This is a genomic window from Cryobacterium sp. N19, assembly GCF_002929595.1.
Classification (GTDB): domain Bacteria; phylum Actinomycetota; class Actinomycetes; order Actinomycetales; family Microbacteriaceae; genus Cryobacterium; species Cryobacterium flavum.
The window spans coordinates 125545-143944 of record NZ_PJJR01000050.1 but is presented as its reverse complement, the minus strand read 5'-3'; the positions used below and the strand labels follow the sequence as shown (position 1 = coordinate 143944).

The 18400-nt window shown below is 65.1% G+C and carries 17 protein-coding genes and 1 pseudogene; 7 read left to right on the top strand and 11 right to left on the bottom strand.

Annotation, left to right across the window (positions count from 1 at the left end):
- Genes efeB through efeU form a run of 3 tightly spaced genes read right to left on the bottom strand, consistent with a single transcriptional unit; the run spans window position 1 to window position 3396 of the window.
- Window positions 1-1308, bottom strand: a complete 1308-nt coding sequence (gene efeB, locus CXY78_RS10345) for an iron uptake transporter deferrochelatase/peroxidase subunit (protein WP_092340799.1) — start codon at window positions 1306-1308, stop codon at window positions 1-3.
- 20 nt (window positions 1309-1328) lie between these two features.
- Complete coding sequence (efeO, locus tag CXY78_RS10340) at window positions 1329-2498, bottom strand: iron uptake system protein EfeO (RefSeq protein WP_104089284.1); 1170 nt, start codon at window positions 2496-2498, stop codon at window positions 1329-1331.
- A gap of 28 nt (window positions 2499-2526) precedes the next feature.
- Entirely contained in the window at window positions 2527-3396 is an 870-nt protein-coding gene (gene efeU, locus CXY78_RS10335) for an iron uptake transporter permease EfeU (protein WP_092340748.1), read from the bottom strand.
- A gap of 162 nt (window positions 3397-3558) precedes the next feature.
- Here efeU and CXY78_RS10330 point away from each other — a divergent pair, with 162 nt between their 5' ends.
- From CXY78_RS10330 to CXY78_RS21675, 5 genes are all read left to right on the top strand, one after another.
- The gene (locus CXY78_RS10330) at window positions 3559-4572 is read left to right on the top strand and encodes a PIG-L deacetylase family protein (RefSeq protein WP_134505150.1); all 1014 of its coding nucleotides are present in this window, start codon (window positions 3559-3561) and stop codon (window positions 4570-4572) included.
- Window positions 4573-4631: 59 nt separating this feature from the next.
- Window positions 4632-4955: a ferredoxin gene (gene fdxA, locus CXY78_RS10325; protein WP_092340750.1), complete on the top strand. Its 324-nt coding sequence runs from the start codon at window positions 4632-4634 to the stop codon at window positions 4953-4955.
- Between the two features lie 9 nt (window positions 4956-4964).
- Window positions 4965-6065 (top strand): succinyldiaminopimelate transaminase, encoded by a 1101-nt coding sequence (gene dapC, locus CXY78_RS10320; protein WP_304466349.1) that lies wholly within the window; start codon window positions 4965-4967, stop codon window positions 6063-6065.
- A 232-nt stretch (window positions 6066-6297) separates the two neighbouring features.
- Window positions 6298-7584, top strand: coding sequence for a citrate synthase (locus tag CXY78_RS10315; RefSeq protein WP_092340800.1), 1287 nt, complete (start codon window positions 6298-6300; stop codon window positions 7582-7584).
- A gap of 31 nt (window positions 7585-7615) precedes the next feature.
- A complete protein-coding gene (locus CXY78_RS21675; RefSeq protein ID WP_233206171.1) occupies window positions 7616-8020 on the top strand; it encodes a hypothetical protein in 405 nt (134 codons plus the stop codon).
- Between the two features lie 218 nt (window positions 8021-8238).
- Here CXY78_RS21675 and CXY78_RS21670 read toward each other — a convergent pair.
- The 6 genes and pseudogenes from CXY78_RS21670 to CXY78_RS10285 form a co-directional block, all read right to left on the bottom strand.
- Window positions 8239-8301, bottom strand: a pseudogene (locus tag CXY78_RS21670) (hypothetical protein); the annotation flags it as partial.
- 122 nt (window positions 8302-8423) lie between these two features.
- Window positions 8424-8753, bottom strand: coding sequence for a metal-sensitive transcriptional regulator (locus CXY78_RS10305; protein ID WP_092340752.1), 330 nt, complete (start codon window positions 8751-8753; stop codon window positions 8424-8426).
- Between the two features lie 224 nt (window positions 8754-8977).
- The gene (locus CXY78_RS10300) at window positions 8978-9241 is read right to left on the bottom strand and encodes a YHS domain-containing protein (protein ID WP_092340753.1); all 264 of its coding nucleotides are present in this window, start codon (window positions 9239-9241) and stop codon (window positions 8978-8980) included.
- Between the two features lie 53 nt (window positions 9242-9294).
- The gene (locus CXY78_RS10295) at window positions 9295-11613 is read right to left on the bottom strand and encodes a cation-translocating P-type ATPase (RefSeq protein WP_104089281.1); all 2319 of its coding nucleotides are present in this window, start codon (window positions 11611-11613) and stop codon (window positions 9295-9297) included.
- 64 nt (window positions 11614-11677) lie between these two features.
- Complete coding sequence (locus CXY78_RS10290; protein ID WP_233206154.1) at window positions 11678-12472, bottom strand: DUF748 domain-containing protein; 795 nt, start codon at window positions 12470-12472, stop codon at window positions 11678-11680.
- A gap of 131 nt (window positions 12473-12603) precedes the next feature.
- The gene (locus CXY78_RS10285) at window positions 12604-12816 is read right to left on the bottom strand and encodes a heavy-metal-associated domain-containing protein (RefSeq protein WP_092340756.1); all 213 of its coding nucleotides are present in this window, start codon (window positions 12814-12816) and stop codon (window positions 12604-12606) included.
- 155 nt (window positions 12817-12971) lie between these two features.
- On the opposite strand from CXY78_RS10285, the gene CXY78_RS10280 reads away from it, so the two are divergent.
- Complete coding sequence (locus CXY78_RS10280; protein ID WP_092340757.1) at window positions 12972-14411, top strand: MFS transporter; 1440 nt, start codon at window positions 12972-12974, stop codon at window positions 14409-14411.
- A gap of 286 nt (window positions 14412-14697) precedes the next feature.
- Here the strand turns inward: CXY78_RS10280 and CXY78_RS21665 are convergent, their stop codons facing one another.
- Window positions 14698-14844, bottom strand: coding sequence for a hypothetical protein (locus CXY78_RS21665; RefSeq protein ID WP_233197399.1), 147 nt, complete (start codon window positions 14842-14844; stop codon window positions 14698-14700).
- Window positions 14845-14875: 31 nt separating this feature from the next.
- On the opposite strand from CXY78_RS21665, the gene CXY78_RS10275 reads away from it, so the two are divergent.
- Window positions 14876-15490 carry an HNH endonuclease signature motif containing protein gene (locus CXY78_RS10275; protein WP_092340758.1) on the top strand — a complete coding sequence of 205 codons (615 nt, stop codon included), beginning with the start codon at window positions 14876-14878 and terminating at the stop codon, window positions 15488-15490.
- A gap of 205 nt (window positions 15491-15695) precedes the next feature.
- On the opposite strand, the gene CXY78_RS10270 is transcribed toward CXY78_RS10275, so the two are convergent.
- A complete protein-coding gene (locus tag CXY78_RS10270; protein ID WP_104089278.1) occupies window positions 15696-18311 on the bottom strand; it encodes a penicillin acylase family protein in 2616 nt (871 codons plus the stop codon).
- Window positions 18312-18400 lie beyond the last annotated feature (89 nt).

The window sequence follows — 18400 nt, the reverse complement described above, 5'->3', positions numbered from 1 at the left end:
TTATGCGAAGAGGGCGGACCCGACGTAGGCTCCGTCGGCGGCTCCGGCCGGAACCACGAACAACGCACTCCCGACGTGGCGAATGTACTCGTTGAGCGCATCGTGCTTGGCGAGGTTCAGCTGCACGGTCGTGAACTGGGCCGGCGAACGCTGGAAGCTGATGAAGAACAGCCCGGCCTCGAGGCGGCCGAGGTCATCGTTGCCGTCGACGAAGTTGTAGCCCCGGCGCAGCAGCTTCATGCCCTTGTTCTGCATGGGATGCGCGAGCCGCATGTGGGCAGCGGCGCCGATGAGTGGCTGGTTTTCCCGACCGGCGATCGTGAAATCGGGCTCGCTGAACTCGGTTCCACCGGAGAGCGGTGCGCCGGCACCTTTGGTGCGGCCGAACACCGTTTCCTGCTCACTGAGAATGGTGCGATCCCAGGTTTCAATGGTCATGCGGATGCGCCGCGCCACCAGGTAGGAGCCGCCGGCCAGCCAGGCCGGCCCGTCGGAGGACGACACCCAGACCTGGTCGTTGACCACGTCGGGCTGCTCGGCCTTGATGTTGGCGGTGCCGTCCTTGAATCCGAACAGGTTGCGCGGGGTGGCCTGGGCCGTCGAGGTCGACGACGTGCGCCCGAAGCCGAGCTGCGACCAGCGCAGGGCTGCCCGCCCGAAGGCGATGCGGGACAGGTTGCGAATGGCGTGCACGGCCACCTGCGGGTCATTGGAGCAGGCCTGGATGCAAAGGTCGCCGTCACTTCGGCCGGCATCGAGGTCGTCGCCGGGAAAGTGCGGCAGCGGCGTGAGGTCTGCGGGGCGGCGGGCCGCAATGCCGAAGCGATCGACGCCATCCGCTGTTTCAAATAGGGTCGGGCCGAAGCCGAACGTGATGGTGAGGCCAGCCGTGGGCAGTCCCTGGGCCTCGCCGGTGTCTTCGGGCGGGGCGTCGTAGGGGCCGCTGACGGCGCCGTACTCGCCGATATCCTGGCCGGCGGTCATGGCGGCGGCGGCGATGGTCCAGTCCTGTAGCAGCTCGATCAGCTCCGCCCGCGTCGTGCCGGCCGAGACGTCGAACGCGGCGAAGTGCAGGCGATCCTGCGCGGGCGTGACGATGCCGGCCTGATGGCTGCCGTAAAACGGGTAGACCGCCGAAGCGGATGCCGCCCCCGGCGACGCAGACGCCGCCAGCGCCACCCGGTCCCCGGCTGCCCCCAGCCCGATGCCGGCCACGCTGGCCCCGGCGAGGCCGAGCAGACCGCGCCGGGACAGGCCGCGGGCTGGCACGGCCAGATCGGCGGACCCGGTGCGCTTATCGCGTTTCACGGTGCGCTTCGCGGAGCGACTCACAACACGAGCGCTGCGGTGAGCTGGTTCAGCGGCTCGCCAAGCGCGTTGACCTGGTCGGCGAGGGCTCGAATCTCGGCCGGAGTGAGGTCGGTGTAGAGCGTGAAGCCGTCGCCGACCCGCTGGGCGTCGAGCAGCGCCTGCAGCGAGCCGAACTCGGTGTCGAGCGACGCGGCCAGGTCGGCATCCGTTTTCAGCAAGATGGGACGCACCCCGTCGTAGAGAACTTTGGCGCCGTCAACGTTGGCCTGGAAGTCCCAGAGGTCGGTGTGGGACCAGATCTCTTCCTCGCCGGTGACCTTTCCGGTGGCGACCTCGTCGAGTAGGCCGATGGCCCCGTTGGTCTGCTGCGACAGGGTGAAGGTGAGCCCTTCAACCTTCTCGTGCAGGGTCGCGGTGTCAGCGACGAGTTGTTCGGTGAGTGCCGCACGCTGGTCGGCGGTGTAGGCAACGAAGCCAGCCTCAGCGTCCTGCGGCCAGAGGTCCTTCTCGATGGCGTGCCAGCCGGTCCAGTTTTGGCCTTCTTCGAGGTCGGCCTCGCGCAGGTCGAGCTTGGGGTCGAGGTCGCCGAACGATTCGGCGATGGTCTCCACGCGCTCCCAGTGCACCCGGGTGGAGGCGTACAGGCTGCGGGCGGTGTCATCGTCCTCGGCGGAATAGGCTGCGGCGAACGCGTCGGTGCCGGTGACGAGCTGGTCGATCTGGTCGCTCACGTAGGAGCCGTAGTTGGTGTTGGCGGTGACGATCTGGGCGGCGAGGTCAACGTCGACGGTGGCGGCGGCATCCGTTTTGGTGGCGGTGAACTCGGCCTTGCCGACACCGTCGCCGGTCATGCCCGGCTTGCACGCGGTGAAGTAGCTGCCGGCATCGAGCTGTACCACCAGGTCGCGGCTGAGGCCGGGGCCGATATTCTCGGCCTCACCGACGATGCGCAGGCCGTCCTTGGCCAACAGGTAGAACTCGGTCACTTGGTCACCGGAATTGGTGACCGAAAAACGGATGCTGCCGGCCGGTGCCTCGTTCGCGCTCACCGCGCAGTCGGTCGCGCTGCTGTCCACGGTGAGTGCCGTGTGGGTGGCTGCCGGGTTGTTGGCGACACAGCCGCTCAGGAGGCCGATTCCGAGAACACCGAGGCCGAGCAGGCTGGCGGAACGTAAGACACGGGGCATGGAGATCCTTTGAACTGGGCGAGAAAAGTCAGTGCGCGGCGACGGGCGTGGGCGCCGGCGCGGTTGGTGCTGCCGGGGCCGGGCGGGCGCTCGTGCGGCCGTGACCGCTCTTTCTGATGAACACCGTCAGGGTGGGCACGGCATAGGCCAGCCAGGCGAACATCTCCAGCCAGGTGGTGGCGGGGGAGAAGTTCAGGGTGCCCTTGAGCAGAGTGCCGTACCAGCTGTCCGGCGGCACGGCGGCGCTCACGTTGAAGGCGAGGGCGTTCAGCCCGGGCAGGATGCCAGCCTCCTGCAGGTCGTGCACACCGTAGGAGAGCACGCCAGCGGCCACAACGATGAGGATGGCACCCGTGTAGGTGAAGAACTTCGACAGGTTGATCTTGAGCATGCCGGCGTAGATCAGAACGCCCAAGCCGATCGCCGTCAGGATGCCTAGGGCAGCGCCGAGCAGCGGCATGGTCGTTGCGCCGGTCGCCTGCACTGCGGCCCAGATGAACAGGGCCGTTTCAATGCCCTCCCGGCCGACGGCGAGGAAGGCCACGAGTACGAGCCCTAGGCCGGCACCGACGAGGTGCTTGTCGATGTTGCCCTGCAGGTGGCCTTTGAGGTCGCGTGCGGTGCGCAGCATCCAGAACACCATCCAGGTCACCAGGCCGGTCGCAACGATCGACAGCACGCCGCCGATGGTCTCCTGGGCAGTGAACGACAGCCCATAGGTGCCATAGGTGAGCAGCGCGCCGATGCCGAGGGCGAGCAGCACGGCCAGGGCCACACCGAGCCAGATGCGCGGCAGCACGTCACGTCGACCGATTTTCACGACGTAGGCGATAAGAATCGTCACGATCAGCGCGGCCTCAAGGCCTTCGCGCAGGCCGATCAGGTAGTTTGCGAGCACAGGGTCCCTCGAACAATTCGGGCAATGGTTTCGGGCGAAAAAATTCGGTAAGGCTAACCTTACCGATGATGACTTTAGTCCGAACCGCGCGATCGTGTCTAGTTATGATTTGATTCGGGCACAGCTATTACCCAGCAACGAACAGCCCGCAGAGCAGAAACGGTGCGTACGCCCATGGTCATGTCCGGCAGCGGCGAGCGGATTCTGTTCGTGCATGCCCGGCCTGGCGATGAATCCGCCCTGACCGGCGGCACGATCGCACGGCTCCGCGCCGATGGGTCGCGGGTGGTCGTGCTCTACGCCGCCGCGCCGGCCGAAACGAATGCCGCCGCGCTGGCCGCTGCCCCGACCGCCGCGTGGGTCGCAACCGATGATGCCGCTGTCTCCGGCGCGCTGGCCGAACTGGGAGCGCGCAGCTGGCACCGCCTGCCGCCAGAGCCCGACCTCACCGAGACGCTGCACACTGCGATTGACGAGCTCGGTGCGACGGCCGTGGTCGTAGGAACCGTCACGGATGCACTGCGCGAGATGGCGACGACCGCCGCACACGAGGCCGGGCTGCCGGTGTTCCTTGCCCGCACGGTGCGGCAGGCGCCCGGCCAGCGCCTCATCGCGATCGACGTGGGAGACCACCTCGACCAGAAGCTGCGCGCGCTCGCCCACTTTTCCGCGCGCTGGGGCGTGACCGACCGCACGCGCACCCTCGCCGACGGCAGCACCGACCTGATCACCGACACGGAAACCTTCCTCAGAACGGATGCCCCACGCCGCTCCCTGCCGCCGCCCGCGCCCCGCCCCGCTCGCCTCACCATCGCGAACCGGTCGCTGGCCGGTCTCGGGGGCTTGGCTGCGGGCATCCTCTTTGGCGTGCTGGGAACCATCGCGCACCAGGCCACCCTGACAGTGTTCGGCGCGGAGCTGCCGATCGGCCTGGCCATCGCGTTCGTCGGCATCGGCGCGCTGCTGCTCGGGCTGCGCCTCGTGGTGGGGGACCGTTTCGTGGTCGGACTGGCCGCGGCTGGGCTGCTGCTGACCATTTTCGTGCTGTCCCTTCGCGGCTCAGGCGGATCGGTGCTCGTGCCGGCCGGCCTGCCGGGAACCCTGTGGACTGTCGTTCCGGCGCTCATCGCGGCGTTCGTGCTGGCTTGGCCGAAACTGCCGCCGCGCCGCCGATAAGGGGCGCCGACCGAGGGGCGTAGAATCAGGAGTCCGCTCTCGAAGGGAATCCCCAGCCTGTGACGTATGTGATCGCTCTTCCGTGCGTCGATGTGAAAGATCGTGCCTGCATCGACGAATGCCCGGTGGACTGCATTTATGAGGGCGAACGTTCCCTTTATATCCATCCAGACGAGTGCGTCGACTGCGGAGCCTGCGAACCGGTCTGCCCGGTCGAGGCCATCTACTACGAAGACGACCTGCCCGAACAGTGGGCCGACTACTACAAGGCCAACGTCGAATTCTTCGACGACCTCGGTTCCCCGGGCGGCGCCGCCAAGGTCGGCGTGCTCGCCAAGGACCACCCGGTAATCTCCGCACTGCCGCCGCAGGCTACGCACTAAGCGGTCTACGTGCTGAAGCCGCTTCCCGATTACCCCTGGGATCAGATGGTCCCTTTTGCCACGCAGGCCCGGCAGCACCAGGGCGGCATCGTCGACCTGTCGATCGGTTCGCCGGTCGACGCCACGCCCGACGTGGTGCAGCAGGCGCTGCGCACGTCTTCGGATGCCCACGCCTACCCGCAAACCGTCGGTACGCCCGCCCTGCAGCAGGCGATCATCGCCTGGTATGCCCGGCGCCGCGGCGTCACCGGACTTCAGCCGAAGAACGTGCTGCCCACGATCGGTTCCAAGGAACTCGTTGCGCTCATGCCGTTCATGCTCGGGCTCGGCGAGGGCGACACGATCGTGCACCCGCGAGCCGCCTACCCGACCTATGCGATCGGCGCCGCCATTGCCGGCGCCACTGCCCTGGCCTCCGACGATCCCGCCGAGTGGCCGGAGTCGACCCAGCTGATCTGGCTGAACAGCCCCGGCAATCCGAACGGCCGGGTGCTGTCCGTCGACGACCTGCGGGCCGCCGTTGCCCGCGCTCGAGAACTCGATGCCGTCATCGTGAGTGACGAGTGTTATGCCGAGCTCGGCTGGGACGCCCCCTGGGATTCCGAGCCGATCCCGAGCATCCTCGACCCGCGAGTGATCGAGGGAGACCGCCGCAACATCGTGGCGATCTATTCGCTCAGCAAGCAGTCCAACATGGCCGGGTATCGAGCGGCCTTCGCCGCGGGCTGTGGCGGCGTGCTCGGGCGGCTGCTCACCGTGCGCAAGCACGCCGGACTCATGCTCCCGGCGCCGCTGCAGGCGGCCATGATCGCCGCCCTCGGTGACGACGAGCATGTCGCCGTGCAGAAGGAGCGCTATCGTGCGCGCCGCGCTGTGCTGCGCCCCGCCCTCGAAAAGGCCGGCTTTCGCATCGATCGGAGCGAAGCCGGGCTCTACCTCTGGGCGACCGAGGGACGACCCGCGTGGGAATCCATTGAACGGCTGGCGGCACTCGGCATTCTGGCCGGCCCGGGGCCGTTCTACGGCGATGTTTACCCGGAACACGTGCGGTTCTCGCTGACCGCGACGGATGAGCGCATCGCTGCTGCCGCATCGCGCCTTCTGGCCTGAAATAGCCCCCATCTGGGGTGGACCTCTGTGGACTATCACCAACAAACCGCCCGAACTCTTAGCTGATGCAACAGTAGGCGGTCAGGCCGATTAGGCTGTAATCGCGACAGAATCGACCACAGCAGTTTCACCACTGGCCGATTCAGTGACGCGTCGCCACATTTCATCCGGCAGTGATACCCGAGGAGGCTCCGTGACCAACGTCGCGCAGCAGACAACATCCGGCGAACCGATGAGCGCTGACCCCAACAAGGTCACCCTCACTTTCCCCGGCGGGAGCGCAGAGTTCCCGATCCTGACCAGCGTGGACGGTGTGTCGAGCATCGACATCTCCACCCTGACCAAGAAGACCGGCCTCACCACGCTGGACTACGGTTTCGTCAACACCGCGGCCACCCGCTCCGCGATCACCTACATCGACGGCGACGCGGGCATCCTGCGCTATCGCGGGTATCCGATCGAACAGATCGCCCAGAACTCGAACTTTCTCGAGACGGCCTGGCTGCTGATCTACGGCGAGCTTCCCAGCGCAAGCGAATTGGCCAACTTTGACGATCGCATCCGTCACCACACGCTTCTGCACGAAGACATGCGCCGCTTCTTCGACTCCCTGCCGCACAAGGCGCACCCGATGAGCGTGCTCGCCTCCGGCGTATCGGCCCTGTCGACCTTCTATCAGGACTCACTCGACCCGAAGGACCCGGAGCAGGTCGAGATTTCGACCATCCGCCTGCTCGCGAAGCTGCCGGTCATGGCCGCCTACGCCCACAAGAAGAGCGTCGGCCAGGCTTTTCTCTACCCCGACAATTCGCTGAGCTTCGTTGACAACTTTCTCAAGCTCAACTTCGGCAACATGGCCGAGCCGTACGAGATCAACCCGGTCGTCAGCAAGGCGCTCGAACGCCTGCTTATGCTGCACGAAGACCACGAGCAGAACGCGTCCACCTCCACGGTTCGACTGGTCGGTTCGACCGAGGCCAATCTGTTCGCATCGGTGTCCTCGGGCATCAACGCTCTGTTCGGCCCGCTGCACGGCGGTGCCAACGAAGCCGTGCTGTCGATGCTCGGGGAGATCCAAGCATCCGGTCAGGGCGTCGAAAAGTACGTCGAACGTGTGAAGAACAAAGAGCAGGGCGTGAAGCTCATGGGCTTCGGCCACCGGGTCTACAAGAACTACGACCCGCGGGCTACCCTGGTCAAGGAGAGCGCCCACGAGGTGCTCGCCGCTCTCGGGGTGAAGGACGACCTGCTCGACATCGCGCAGGAACTCGAGCACATCGCGCTGAGCGACGACTACTTCAAGGAACGTCGCCTGTACCCCAACGTCGACTTCTACACCGGCGTCATCTATAAGGCCATGGGCTTTCCGACGCGCATGTTCACCGTGCTCTTCGCGATCGGCCGTCTGCCCGGCTGGGTCGCTCACTGGCGTGAGATGAACGAGGATCCGGCGACCAAGATCGGCCGCCCGCAGCAGCTCTATGTGGGCTCCGCGGCCCGCGACTACCCGCGCCGGTAGACAGGCTCGTTAGTCGCGGCACCCATTACAGATGAGGGGTAGGGGTGCCCTCATCTCTAACCGGTTCCTCGAAGTGCGCAGCGGCGTCAGCAGCCGGGGACGTGGGCTCGGCGTTGCAGTCTTGGGCGACGAGCACCGTGGATTCTTTGGCGGCGACGACGGTGAACCGTGCGCAGGGGACGGAGACGATTCCCTCAATGGGTCGCCAGCCCTGGTCGCCGAAGCTGTAGTCGGCTCGGTAATCGACGGTGAGGGTGACCGTGTCGGCACCCTTGAATGTGTATATGTGGCTGGTGGGGGTGGTCGAGAATTCGGCGAGGCCGAGGTCGGCCCAGCTGCCGCCGCCGGTGGGGCTCGATCTAGAGCTGCCGTTGCCGTAGCTCCAGCGGTACCCGATCGGTGTGAAGAGAACCTGGGCGGGCTGGCCGAGCAGTAGCCCGTCGCCGATCTGAGCGGATGCTGCCGCCTAGAAATTCGCGGCGGTCGGCCCAGCCTTTTCCAATGCCGCTCGAGGATGAAGAGTAGTTCTTCGCGCGCGCGGGCTCGGTAGTGGTGTGAGAATCCGAATCGGCTGTACCGCTGGGGGTAGTCGCGGAATCTCTGATCGGGCTTGCCGGTGAGTATCATCGCGAGGTGGGTGCGGTCCTGGCGATCGCGGAAGAGTTCCAGGGCCGTGGGGGTGAGGCGTTCTGCTTCGTCGATGATGAGTAGTTCCACCAGGCAACAGGGTGGCCACCCCGTGCTGGGGCTGACCCATCAGTCCTGCGGTGTCTCTCCGCACGAGGGGCTGCGCCCGTCCACGCGTCTGCTCGTTCCTGCGTGAATTCAGCTGGCAGCCGTCAAGAGCGAACGAGGCGGGCTATGGCGTCGGAGGCTTCCTTGATCTTGATGTCTGCCTGCTCGCCGCCGAGCTTGGCGGCGTCGACGACGCAGTGCTTGAGGTGGTCATCGAGGAGTCCGAGTGCAACGCCTTCCAATGCTTTGGTGAGGGCCGAGATCTGGGTGAGGATGTCGATGCAGTATGTTTCCTCGTCGACCATGCGGTGGATGCCACGGGCCTGGCCTTCGATGCGTTTTAGACGAGCGAGGTATTGGCTTTTGTCACCGATGTAGCCGTGCGTGGTGTGGCACGGCTCTGCGGTGGCCCCGGTGGGAGTGATTTTTTCCATGTCGTTGTTCTTCGTTCTTCCTTCTTCGTTCTTCGCGACGGTACCGTCATGGTGATGGGTGTGCGGGCCCGGACCCGCGGGGCCCAGGGTAATCCGTGGTCCCCGTGTTCCGGGTACTCGCTCATAGTCTCTACCCTCTGGGTGGCCTGGGTTCGGGTCGGTATGGATCTCTGACAAGAATGGTTGGGGTGGTGCCGGCTCCCGCCGGCACCACCCCAAGATACTCAAGTGGCCGTGGCGTATTTTGCGGGAGTAGCGTCGAACAGGGGTCCGCAGCCTGCGCAGCAAAACCAATAGCGAATACCCTCGTAGTCGCGGAAGAGGCCTGTGGATTCCGCGTCTGCCTTCACGACCTGGCTTCCGGTCATGACGGGGCACTCGGCGAGGTCGTCACCGCTGGCGGCGAGTAGGTTTTCGGCTGACAGAGGAATGGCAGCGGCGACAAGGGCATTGTTGTCGGCGGTGGCACTGCAACAGCTGTTACTCATTGAAGGGTTTCCTTTCGATGGAACGGGGAGTGTTTCCTTTTGGGCGGGGACAGTCAGACGCCTTGCAGTTGCCGCACGGGAGTGTGCAATGCTGAGGTGGACGCCGTGGTGTTCGCCTTGGACTTGAAGGACCGGAGGCGAAGGCTGTTGCTGACCACGAATACGCTCGAGAGCGCCATAGCGGCGCCGGCTAGCATCGGGTTCAGCAGTCCGAACGCGGCCAGCGGAATGGCCGTGACGTTGTAGGCGAAGGCCCAGAATAGGTTTGTCTTGATGGTGCCCAGGGTCTTGCGGGACAGGCGGATGGCATCGGCGGCGGAGCGGAGGTCCCCGCGCACCAGTGTGATGTCCGCGGCTTCAATCGAGACGTCCGACCCGGTTCCCATCGCCAGGCCCAGGTCGGCCTGGGCTAGGGCCGCGGCGTCGTTCACGCCGTCGCCGACCATCGCCACGACTTTCCCTTCGGACTGCAAGCGGGTGATGACGTCGACCTTGTCTTGGGGCATCACCTCGGCAATGACCTCAGTTATTCCGACCTCCGCTGCGACGTGCTCGGCGACCACTTTATTGTCTCCGGTCAGGAGCACGGGGTTCAGCCCGAGTGCTTTGAACTGGGCGATCGCCTCGGCGCTGGTGGCCTTGACGGCATCGGCGACGACCAAAACCGCACGGGCCTGACCGTCCCAGGCGACAGCGACCGCTGTCTTGCCCTGAGATTCCGCGGTGGCCTTTGCGAGGGCGAGCGTCTTGGGAAGGTGAAGGGACCAGTCCGCCAGTAGGCTCTCGCGCCCGACGAGCACGGCATGGCCATTCACAGTGCCCTGCACGCCCTTGCCTTGGACGTTCGTAAACGATTCCGGTACCGGAAGTGAGCCGATCTGCTGGGTTGCGCTTTTGGCGATGGCCTGGGCGATCGGGTGTTCGGAGGCGTCCTCCAATGCGCCGGCCAGCCTCAGAACGTCCTCCCGGGTGGTTCCGTCGATGGTGAACACGTCAATCAGCGTCATCTTGCCCGTAGTGACCGTTCCTGTCTTGTCGAGGACGATCGTGTCGACCTTGTGGGTGGACTCGAGTACTTCCGGGCCTTTGATGAGGATGCCCAGCTGGGCGCCCCGTCCGGTGCCGACTAGTAGCGCGGTTGGGGTTGCGAGTCCGAGGGCACAGGGACAGGCGATAATCAGGACCGCGACGGCGGCCGTGAAGGCGGCGCTGAGCGGGAAGCCGGCACCGATCCAAGCGCCGAGCACCCCGATGGCCACGGCGATGACGATCGGTACGACGATTCCGGAGACCTTATCGGCGAGGCGTTGGACCTCGGCTTTGCCCGACTGGGCGTCCTCGACGAGCCTGGCCATCTGTGCCAGCTGGGTGTCCGAGCCAACCCTGGTGGCACTCACGACCAGACGGCCGCCGAAGTTGACGGTTGAGCCGGTCACGGCGTCGCCCTCACCGACTTCGACTGGGATCGACTCGCCGGTGAGCATGCTCGCATCCACCGCCGAGGTACCCGCGACTATCACCCCGTCCGTGGCGATCTTTTCACCCGGTCGTATGACGAACTCATCACCCACCGACAACTGCTCGACGGGGATCCGTGTTTCGACCCCGTCCCGAACAACCGCGACATCCTTAGCCCCCAGCCCGAGCAGTGTGCGCAGGGCAGCCCCCGCCTGGCGCTTGGACCTCTTCTCGAAGTATCGCCCGGCCAGGATGAACATGGTCACTCCGGCGCCGACCTCCAGGTAGATGTTCCCGGCGCCGTCGGAGGGGTTGATCGTGAACGAGAACCCATGGGTCATGCCCGGCAGTCCGGCTGTTCCGAAGAACAGTGCGAAGAGTGACCACAGCAACGCAGCGGACGTGCCGACCGAGACCAGCGTGTCCATCGTGGCCGCGCCGTGGCGCAGGTTGGTCCACGCTGCCCTGTGAAAGGGCCAGGCCGCCCACACGATCACGGGAGCGGCCAGCGTCAGGGACGCCCACTGCCAGTAATTGAACTGCAGCGCCGGAACCATGGCCATCATGATGACCGGCAACGACAGCACTATGGACGCGATCAGCCTGTTCCGCAGCGATGTCAGCTCGGGGTCGGGCTGCTCCGCATCGTCGCTCGCCGGGTGGGCCGTTTTCGGTGTGCGGAGCGCCGCCGTATAGCCGGTCTTTTCGACCTCGGCGATCAGCGCCAATGGGTCCAGGCCGGCGGGAGCGGTGACCTTCGCCTTTTCGGTGGCGTAGTTGACGGTCGCGATCACGCCGTCGAGCTTGTTCAGTTTCTTCTCGATTCGCATCGCGCAGGAGGCGCAGGTCATCCCCCCGATCTCTAGCTCGATGGTGTTGCCCAGCGTTTGCGGCTGGGTCGATGTTGCGGACATGGGTCCTCCTCGGTGGTGCGCTTCCTGATCACGGGATGGGCCAGGCGCGCGGTGTCTATGGTGGTCAGTGCCCGGAATGTTCGGCAGGTTCGCCCGGATCCGCGGATTGGGCGGGCCCGGTGGCGGTTTGGACAAATCGGGCCATGTGGACCTGTTCGTCGACCTGGAAGTCCAGGTAGAGCAGGTAGCGTCCCGGGGTCGGGGCCTCGGTCATGAATGTCACGTCCGGGCCGGAGACGGCGCCGGGCCGGGGTGCTTCGCCCTCGGGGTGGACGTGGAGGTAAGCCAGGTCCCCTTCGCGCAGGGCGACAAGGTGTCCGTAAGAACCCAGGTACGGCTGCAGTGTTGTGACCGGTTCTCCATCACGGGAAACCGAGACAGTGAGCATGGCCTGTTCGCTGGTGCTCAGCGTACCGGCCAGGTCCACGTTGTAGCCATCGACCGTATCCGCGGCAGAAACTGGAGCCGGCGTGGCGGGGGTGAATTCTCCGGCCGCCTGGACCGTTCGGGTCAGAGTGATGTTCTGTCCCGTTGCTGCCGGGACGATGTCCGCGTAGACCCGGTAGCTGCCGGCGGCGTTCCACTTCCAGGGTAGTGACCATACGCCATGGGCATCCATGGTTGGGTGCACGTGGCGGAACTGGGTCCCGTCCGTGCGCACGATGATCAGATGGAGTTTCTTGTCATGGGAGGCCTCGAAGTCGGTGACCGGCGTTCCTGTGGCGTTGGAGATCGTGAACGCGAGTGTTCCCTCCTGATCTGCCATGCCGGGGGACGAGATCTCCCCCAGGAGGAACCCGTCCTGTTCCATCGACAGGCCCTTCACTGATGCGGCCAGCTGTGTGTCGTTGCTGTCCATGACATGTTCTTCCGTTGGCTGCGTCCAGGCCGCCGTGGTTTGGGAGGGAACCACTGCGCCTGCGGTAGCAAATGAAGCGGTAAATAGGGCCGCGAGTCCCACTCCAAAGAGTCCGAGCTTTAGGGGGACCTTCATGGGACACGCACCGCCCCGTAGCCGGCTTCCTCGACCGCTGCGAGGACGGCTGTGTCGTCTAGCTCGGCCTGGCTGGTCACGACAAGCTTTCCGGTCTTCGCGCTCACGTCGATCGACTGGATGCCTACTATCTGGCTGACCTCTTCCCGGATCGTCGTCTCGCAATGACCGCAGGTCATCCCGGTCACCTGATATTCGCGCATTGTCATAAAACTCTCCTTTGCTGAATCGAACGCATACCCCTAGGGGGTACTAACATGCCCAACAATATACCCACTGGGGGTATTCCTGTTACCATACCCCCGTAGGGTATAAATCTGAACTGTGGAATCGCCGACTACGGCGAAAACGAAGGGAATCTGGAATGTCTCAATCAATACCGGGACGGGGAAAGAAGAGGCTCGCGCTTTTCCTCATCGCACTCGCGCAGTTCGTCGTGATCATGGATACCTCAATCGTGGGCGTGGCGTTGCCTCGCATGCAGGAGGAACTGGGCTTCAGCCCGGAGAATCTCTCCTGGGTTTTCAACGCCTACGTCATCACATTCGGGGGGCTCCTCTTGCTCGGCGGGCGTCTCGGGGATGTCTTCGGCGCCCGACGAATGTTCACCACGGGCTGGGTCGTACTGCTCGTCGGCTCCGCCGTCGCGGGGCTTGCCGGAAACGTCGCGTTGGAGTTGATTGGACGCGGCGTACAGGGAGCCGGCGCGGCACTCATCGCACCCGCGGCACTCACGCTGCTGATGAAGACGTTCGGGTCGAGCCCGAAGGAGCTCGGTGGCGCGCTGGCCCTTTATGGTGCGGCCGCACCGGCAGGGGGAACGGCAGGCGTGTTCCTCGGCGGGGTCATCACCGAGTACATGTCGTGGCCCTGGGTCTTCTTCATTAATATCCCGCTCGCCCTCGTGGTCATCGCCCTCGTCGCCACGGCGCTCCCGGCAGACGGACCGCGGATTCGCGGCTCCATCGACACCGCCGGCGCCCTATTGGTCACCGCTGGACTTGCCCTCGGTGTCTTCGCGATCGTCCGAGCACCTGAGTCTGGATGGGACAGTCTAGAAACGTGGGGAACTCTCGCCGGAGCGGTCGCCTTGCTCGGATTGTTTGTGCTCGTTCAGGCTCGCCGGAAGCAGCCGCTAATGCGATTGTCGATTTTCCGGATCCCGAATTTAGCCGCGGCCAACCTCGCCCAGTTATTGCTCGCCGCCGCGTGGATCCCAATGTGGTTCTTCTTGAATCTCTACCTGCAACAAGTCCTGGGTTACTCGGCGTTCCCCAGCGGTGCCGCGCTCCTACCAATGACCGCATTCACCATGATCACCATGATCCTGCTTGCACCGAGACTCGCTGCGCGATTCGGTCCGAAAGTGATGACGGTGAGCGGTCTCGTCGTGCTCGCAGGCGCCCTGATGTGGTTGTCCTTCGTTCGCGTGGACGGAAACTTCTGGGTGGATGTCCTCCCGGCGTCGCTTCTGGCCGCACTCGGGATGTCCCTGGCGTTCATCCCGACCCTCGGCACGGCGATCTCCAGCGCTCCGCCGCAGGAGGGCGGCCTCGCTTCCGGCCTCGTCAACACCAGCTACCAGGTCGGATCCGCTCTCGGGCTAGCGGCGATGACAGCCTTTGCAGCCGCGAACGGTGCGACGGAAAGTGGGAACCTTCCGGCGCTGACCACTGGATTCTCTTCGGCATTCATCGGTGCAGCCTCAATAGCCCTGGCCGGCGCCCTGCTTGCTGCAATTACGCTCCGTGCCCCCACCCGCGCGCCGGTCGTCGAAAAAGAAGCCATCGCGACTCGTCAGTGACAGCGGTCGGGTGCGGTCACGGCGTCGGTGGCCGCACCCAATAGACCGTTAGCTTGTCTTAGCATTGAGTGGTGTGAAGAGGTAGTGGCCTTGACCTCGCATGGTGGAAACCTCAACAGAGAGAATATTTATCACGGGAAACACGCCGGGAATTCACTCCTGAGTTCAAAGATGAGGCCGTGAAGGTTTCGGCAGATTGAACCCCGCAATCCTTCGTATACAAGAAACTGACACTGGCTCTGGAGCAGCGCGGCAATCAGCCCAATCCCTCTGCGTCAAGTAGCGATCATAGTTCGCCGGTCTCTCCGATGCCGAGGTGCTCGCGGCGCGGGTCGCTCAGGCCGCCGCGGATGCTGCTGCCACGGCCGCCGCTGCTGCCGCGGGCCCAGTCCACCGGGACGGCCGGGACGGCCACGCAGACCACTCCGAGCACGCAGCCTTCCCCGGCCGCGCCAGGAACGGGGGTGTTCGGCTATATCGAGGACAATTCGGCTCCGGTGTCAGCGGAGACCATTGCCCGACATCTGTGTGACACCGGCTACCTCGGTATTCTGCTCGACCAAGCCGGGCAATCCCTCAATGTTGGCCGGGATGCACGCCTGTTCAACCGCGAGCAACGCCGCGCCCTCGCCGTGCGTGACGGCGGATGCCGCTGGCCCGGGTGTGACCAACCACCGTCGTGGAGTGAAGCTCACCACATTCAAAACTGGGTTGATCTGGGCTTTTCCAACATCGACCAGGCCATACTGCTCTGTGTTCTGCACCATTTGTTGCTGCACAACCGGCAGTGGAAGATCCTGTTCCTCGATGGAGAGTATTGGCTGCAACCCGCCGTCGAATTCGACCCCGAGCAGACACTGATTGCGCTGCCCAGCAAGAACCCGCTCATGCAGGAGCCGCTGCGGCTCGACCCGCCCGAAGTGAACCCGCACGCAACGGCGACCGCAGACCGCGGCACGTTGGGCGATGTCGGTCTCGACCGGCGGATGGTGGCGCCCCGCAGGCTGGGGCGTGTTGGGCGATGGCGGTCCCGACTCGCGGGATCGCGGGGCCCGAGACCGCTGAAACGGGAGCTCTGATGTGTCACCAAGATTTAGCGTGTTGGAGTGCGAGGGAGTCGTCAGTAGCCGGCAGAAATTGGCCGTTGCCGCAGGGAATCGTCTTTATACCTGGTTTCGCGGGGTCTCCGTTCGAGCACACGGTCGAGGGGGTGTCGGCGTCGTCGACTCGCTGCGTCCCCTCCGCGCCGCTGTCCGTAACGAGCGCCGCTGCTCACCCGGGGCCCTATGAGGCCGGCTCGAGCGTCAGGGTGTTGGTGGCGACGGCGTTGATGGCGGCCGGCGTGAACAGCCACGGACGGGTCTCGTGATCACGCCAGAGTGGCGCCTGGTCGGTGTAGTTGGGGTGGAAGGCGTGACCGGATGCCCCGGTGAGATTGATCCAGGTGGAGTCATCGAAATTCTCCAGGCTCACCACCTGCCGCATTGACGGCACCCAGTCCACCTGGTAGCCCTGGGTGGCATCCCAGCCGACCGCGTTGACGACGGCCGAACCTCCGGCGAGCTCGTACGGCCCGCGGTTGAATAACCACTCAAGCGGGGCGATGCCGGACTTACCGAAGCTCTGGTTGGTGAGTTCCAGGGTGTGGATGCTGCCCCACTGCCAGTCCTGTGGGTTGGAGCCCATGAGATCGGCGGCTTCGGCCGCGGCATCCGTCATCACGCGTCGCAGCATGCTCTCTTGGCCAACGGTGCCGTAGGAAGCGTTCGACCACCAGGGGGAGTTTGGCTGGTCGAGAAGGCTCGTGACCACGGAGAACGCCCGGTCGCCACCGGTGAGAGCAGCGCCGTCGTCGATCTTGCCGGTGAAAATATCGTGCAGCAGGGTGCGCCAGATCACGTTGAAGTACGCCGCGGCCGCGCTGTCGACGTCGACCTGGTAGTCCCAGCCGTCGAGCAACTTCTGCGCTTTGGCGGCGTCACCGGTGAGCCGCACCTGCTGCAGCGCCGGAACGAGCGTCGCTGCGATGGCACTGTAATTGTCACCCTGAATTTCGCTCATCAGTTCGGCTGTCATCGGGGTTTTCGCGGCGATGAGCTCCTGCAGCCGAGCCGTGATCTGGTTCGCCCGGTAGCCGAGGTCCCAGTCGGCGGTCAGCAGGTATGGGGAACTCGGGTCGGTGGCCGCGTTATTGGCCGTGACGATGTATCCGCTCGGCGGATTGAACGTGCTGGGCAGGGCATCAAAGGGGATGTATCCGGTCCAGCCGTACTGGCTGGTCCAGCCGGGAACGGGCAGGGTGCCGTTGCCACTGGCCCGAATGGGAATGAGCCCGGGCGCCTGATAGCCGATATTTCCGTCGACGTCGGCGTAGGTGAGGTTCTGCGCCGGCACCTCGAACAGGGCGGCCGCGGCGCGAAAACTGGTCCAGTCGGTCGCCTGGTTCAAAGCGAAAATAGCGGATGCCGTGTGCCCCGGCGTGAGCGCCGTCCATTGCAGGGACAGCTCGTAGCTGGTCTGCTCCGCGCCGGCCTCGGCGGCGGGGGCGGGTGTCAGCCCGGTGGCCTCGGGAAAGTCGCTCGCGATCCGCTGGTAGCTGGTGCCGTCGAACCCGCTCAGCAATGGCCCGTGTTCGGTCGAACGAATCTCGATCTTCACGTCGTCACCACCGGCGACGGAGATCTTCTCGTCGCGCAGCAGCAGGGGTTTCGCAACACCGTCGAATTCGTAGTTGTCGCCGGTGACCTTCTCGATGTAAAGGTCGGCGACGTCGGGCCCGAGGTTGGTAAACCCCCACGCGATGCGCTCATTGTGGCCGATGATCACGCCGGGCATGCCGGAGAAGCTGTATCCCGCCACGTCGAACGGGCAATCTGCGGTGATCGACTGGCAGCGTAACCCCACCTGGTACCAGACCGAGGGTAACGCCGGGCCGAGGTGCGGGTCGTTGGCCAGCAGCGGCTTGCCGGTATCGGTGAGGGCGCCGGAGACCACCCATGAATTCGAGCCGATCTCCCCGCCGGCCGGCCCGAGCAGTTCGGGCACCGACCCGAGGTGCGCGCGCAGCTCGGCCAGGGCTCCGGCGTAGGAGTCGACCGAAGCCAGCGCGGCGGGGGCATCCGTTGAATCCGGGGCCGGCTCGGCGGCTTGCGGCGCCCCGGCCGATGGCAGGGTGAGAGCCTGACTGCCGGTGATGGTGGGATGCTGCGCGGCCGGATAGTCGGGATGCAACTGGCTCACCTCGGTGGGCGTGAGCGTCGTCGACAGCAGAGCCCGGTCGATTTCGTCGTCGAGGTTGGAGCGCAGGTCCCAGGCCATGGCCTTCAGCCAGGCCACGGAATCAGCCGGGGTCCACTTTTCGACCTCGTACCCGGGGTTTTGGAGGCCCAGCACGGCATACTCCAGCGATAGATCGGCGCCCTGATGGGTGTCGAGGTAGGCGTTCACTCCGTCGGCATAGGACTGGTAATAGCCGAGAGTCACCGGGTCGAGCAGGGCCACTTCCTGCTCGGCGACGGCTCGCCAGCCGAGGGTGCGCACGAACGTGTCGGTACCGATCTGGCTCTCGCCGAACAGCTCCGAGAGCCTGCCGCTCGTGACGTGGCGGCGAAAATCCATCTCCCAGAACCGGTCCTGGGCGTGCACGTAGCCCTCAGCGAGAAACAGGTCGCTCGCCGTCTTCGCGGTGATCTGTGGAATTCCGTACGTCTCGCGCGTGACCGTGACGGCGCTTGAGAGGCCGGTGATCTCGACGTTGCCCGCGAGCGTTGGGAATGACCGCGTGACCGTATAGACACCGAGCCCTGCAGTGACGAGCACCAGGCCGACGACGGTCGCGAGTGCGATCAGTAATCGCCGAAAGCGGCGGTGCCCCTTGCTGCGCGGTGCGTCGGTTCCCACGTCACTCCTTCGTGAATCGCGCGTTCCCGCAAGAGCGGATGTACGCTACCCGGATGCTAGCGGAACCCACCGACATCCGCTTGTCAGCA

Bases quoted from the DNA above. Each gene is read 5' to 3' on its own strand.
- CXY78_RS10290 (WP_233206154.1), bottom strand. From the start codon at position 12,472: ATGGACAGCAACGACACACAGCTGGCCGCATCAGTGAAGGGCCTGTCG.
- CXY78_RS10300 (WP_092340753.1), bottom strand. From the start codon at position 9,241: ATGAGTAACAGCTGTTGCAGTGCCACCGCCGACAACAATGCCCTTGTC.
- CXY78_RS10295 (WP_104089281.1), bottom strand. From the start codon at position 11,613: ATGTCCGCAACATCGACCCAGCCGCAAACGCTGGGCAACACCATCGAG.
- CXY78_RS10285 (WP_092340756.1), bottom strand. From the start codon at position 12,816: ATGACAATGCGCGAATATCAGGTGACCGGGATGACCTGCGGTCATTGC.
- efeO (WP_104089284.1), bottom strand. From the start codon at position 2,498: ATGCCCCGTGTCTTACGTTCCGCCAGCCTGCTCGGCCTCGGTGTTCTC.
- CXY78_RS10280 (WP_092340757.1), top strand. From the start codon at position 12,972: ATGTCTCAATCAATACCGGGACGGGGAAAGAAGAGGCTCGCGCTTTTC.
- CXY78_RS10305 (WP_092340752.1), bottom strand. From the start codon at position 8,753: ATGGAAAAAATCACTCCCACCGGGGCCACCGCAGAGCCGTGCCACACC.
- CXY78_RS10315 (WP_092340800.1), top strand. From the start codon at position 6,298: ATGAGCGCTGACCCCAACAAGGTCACCCTCACTTTCCCCGGCGGGAGC.
- CXY78_RS21675 (WP_233206171.1), top strand. From the start codon at position 7,616: ATGAGGGGTAGGGGTGCCCTCATCTCTAACCGGTTCCTCGAAGTGCGC.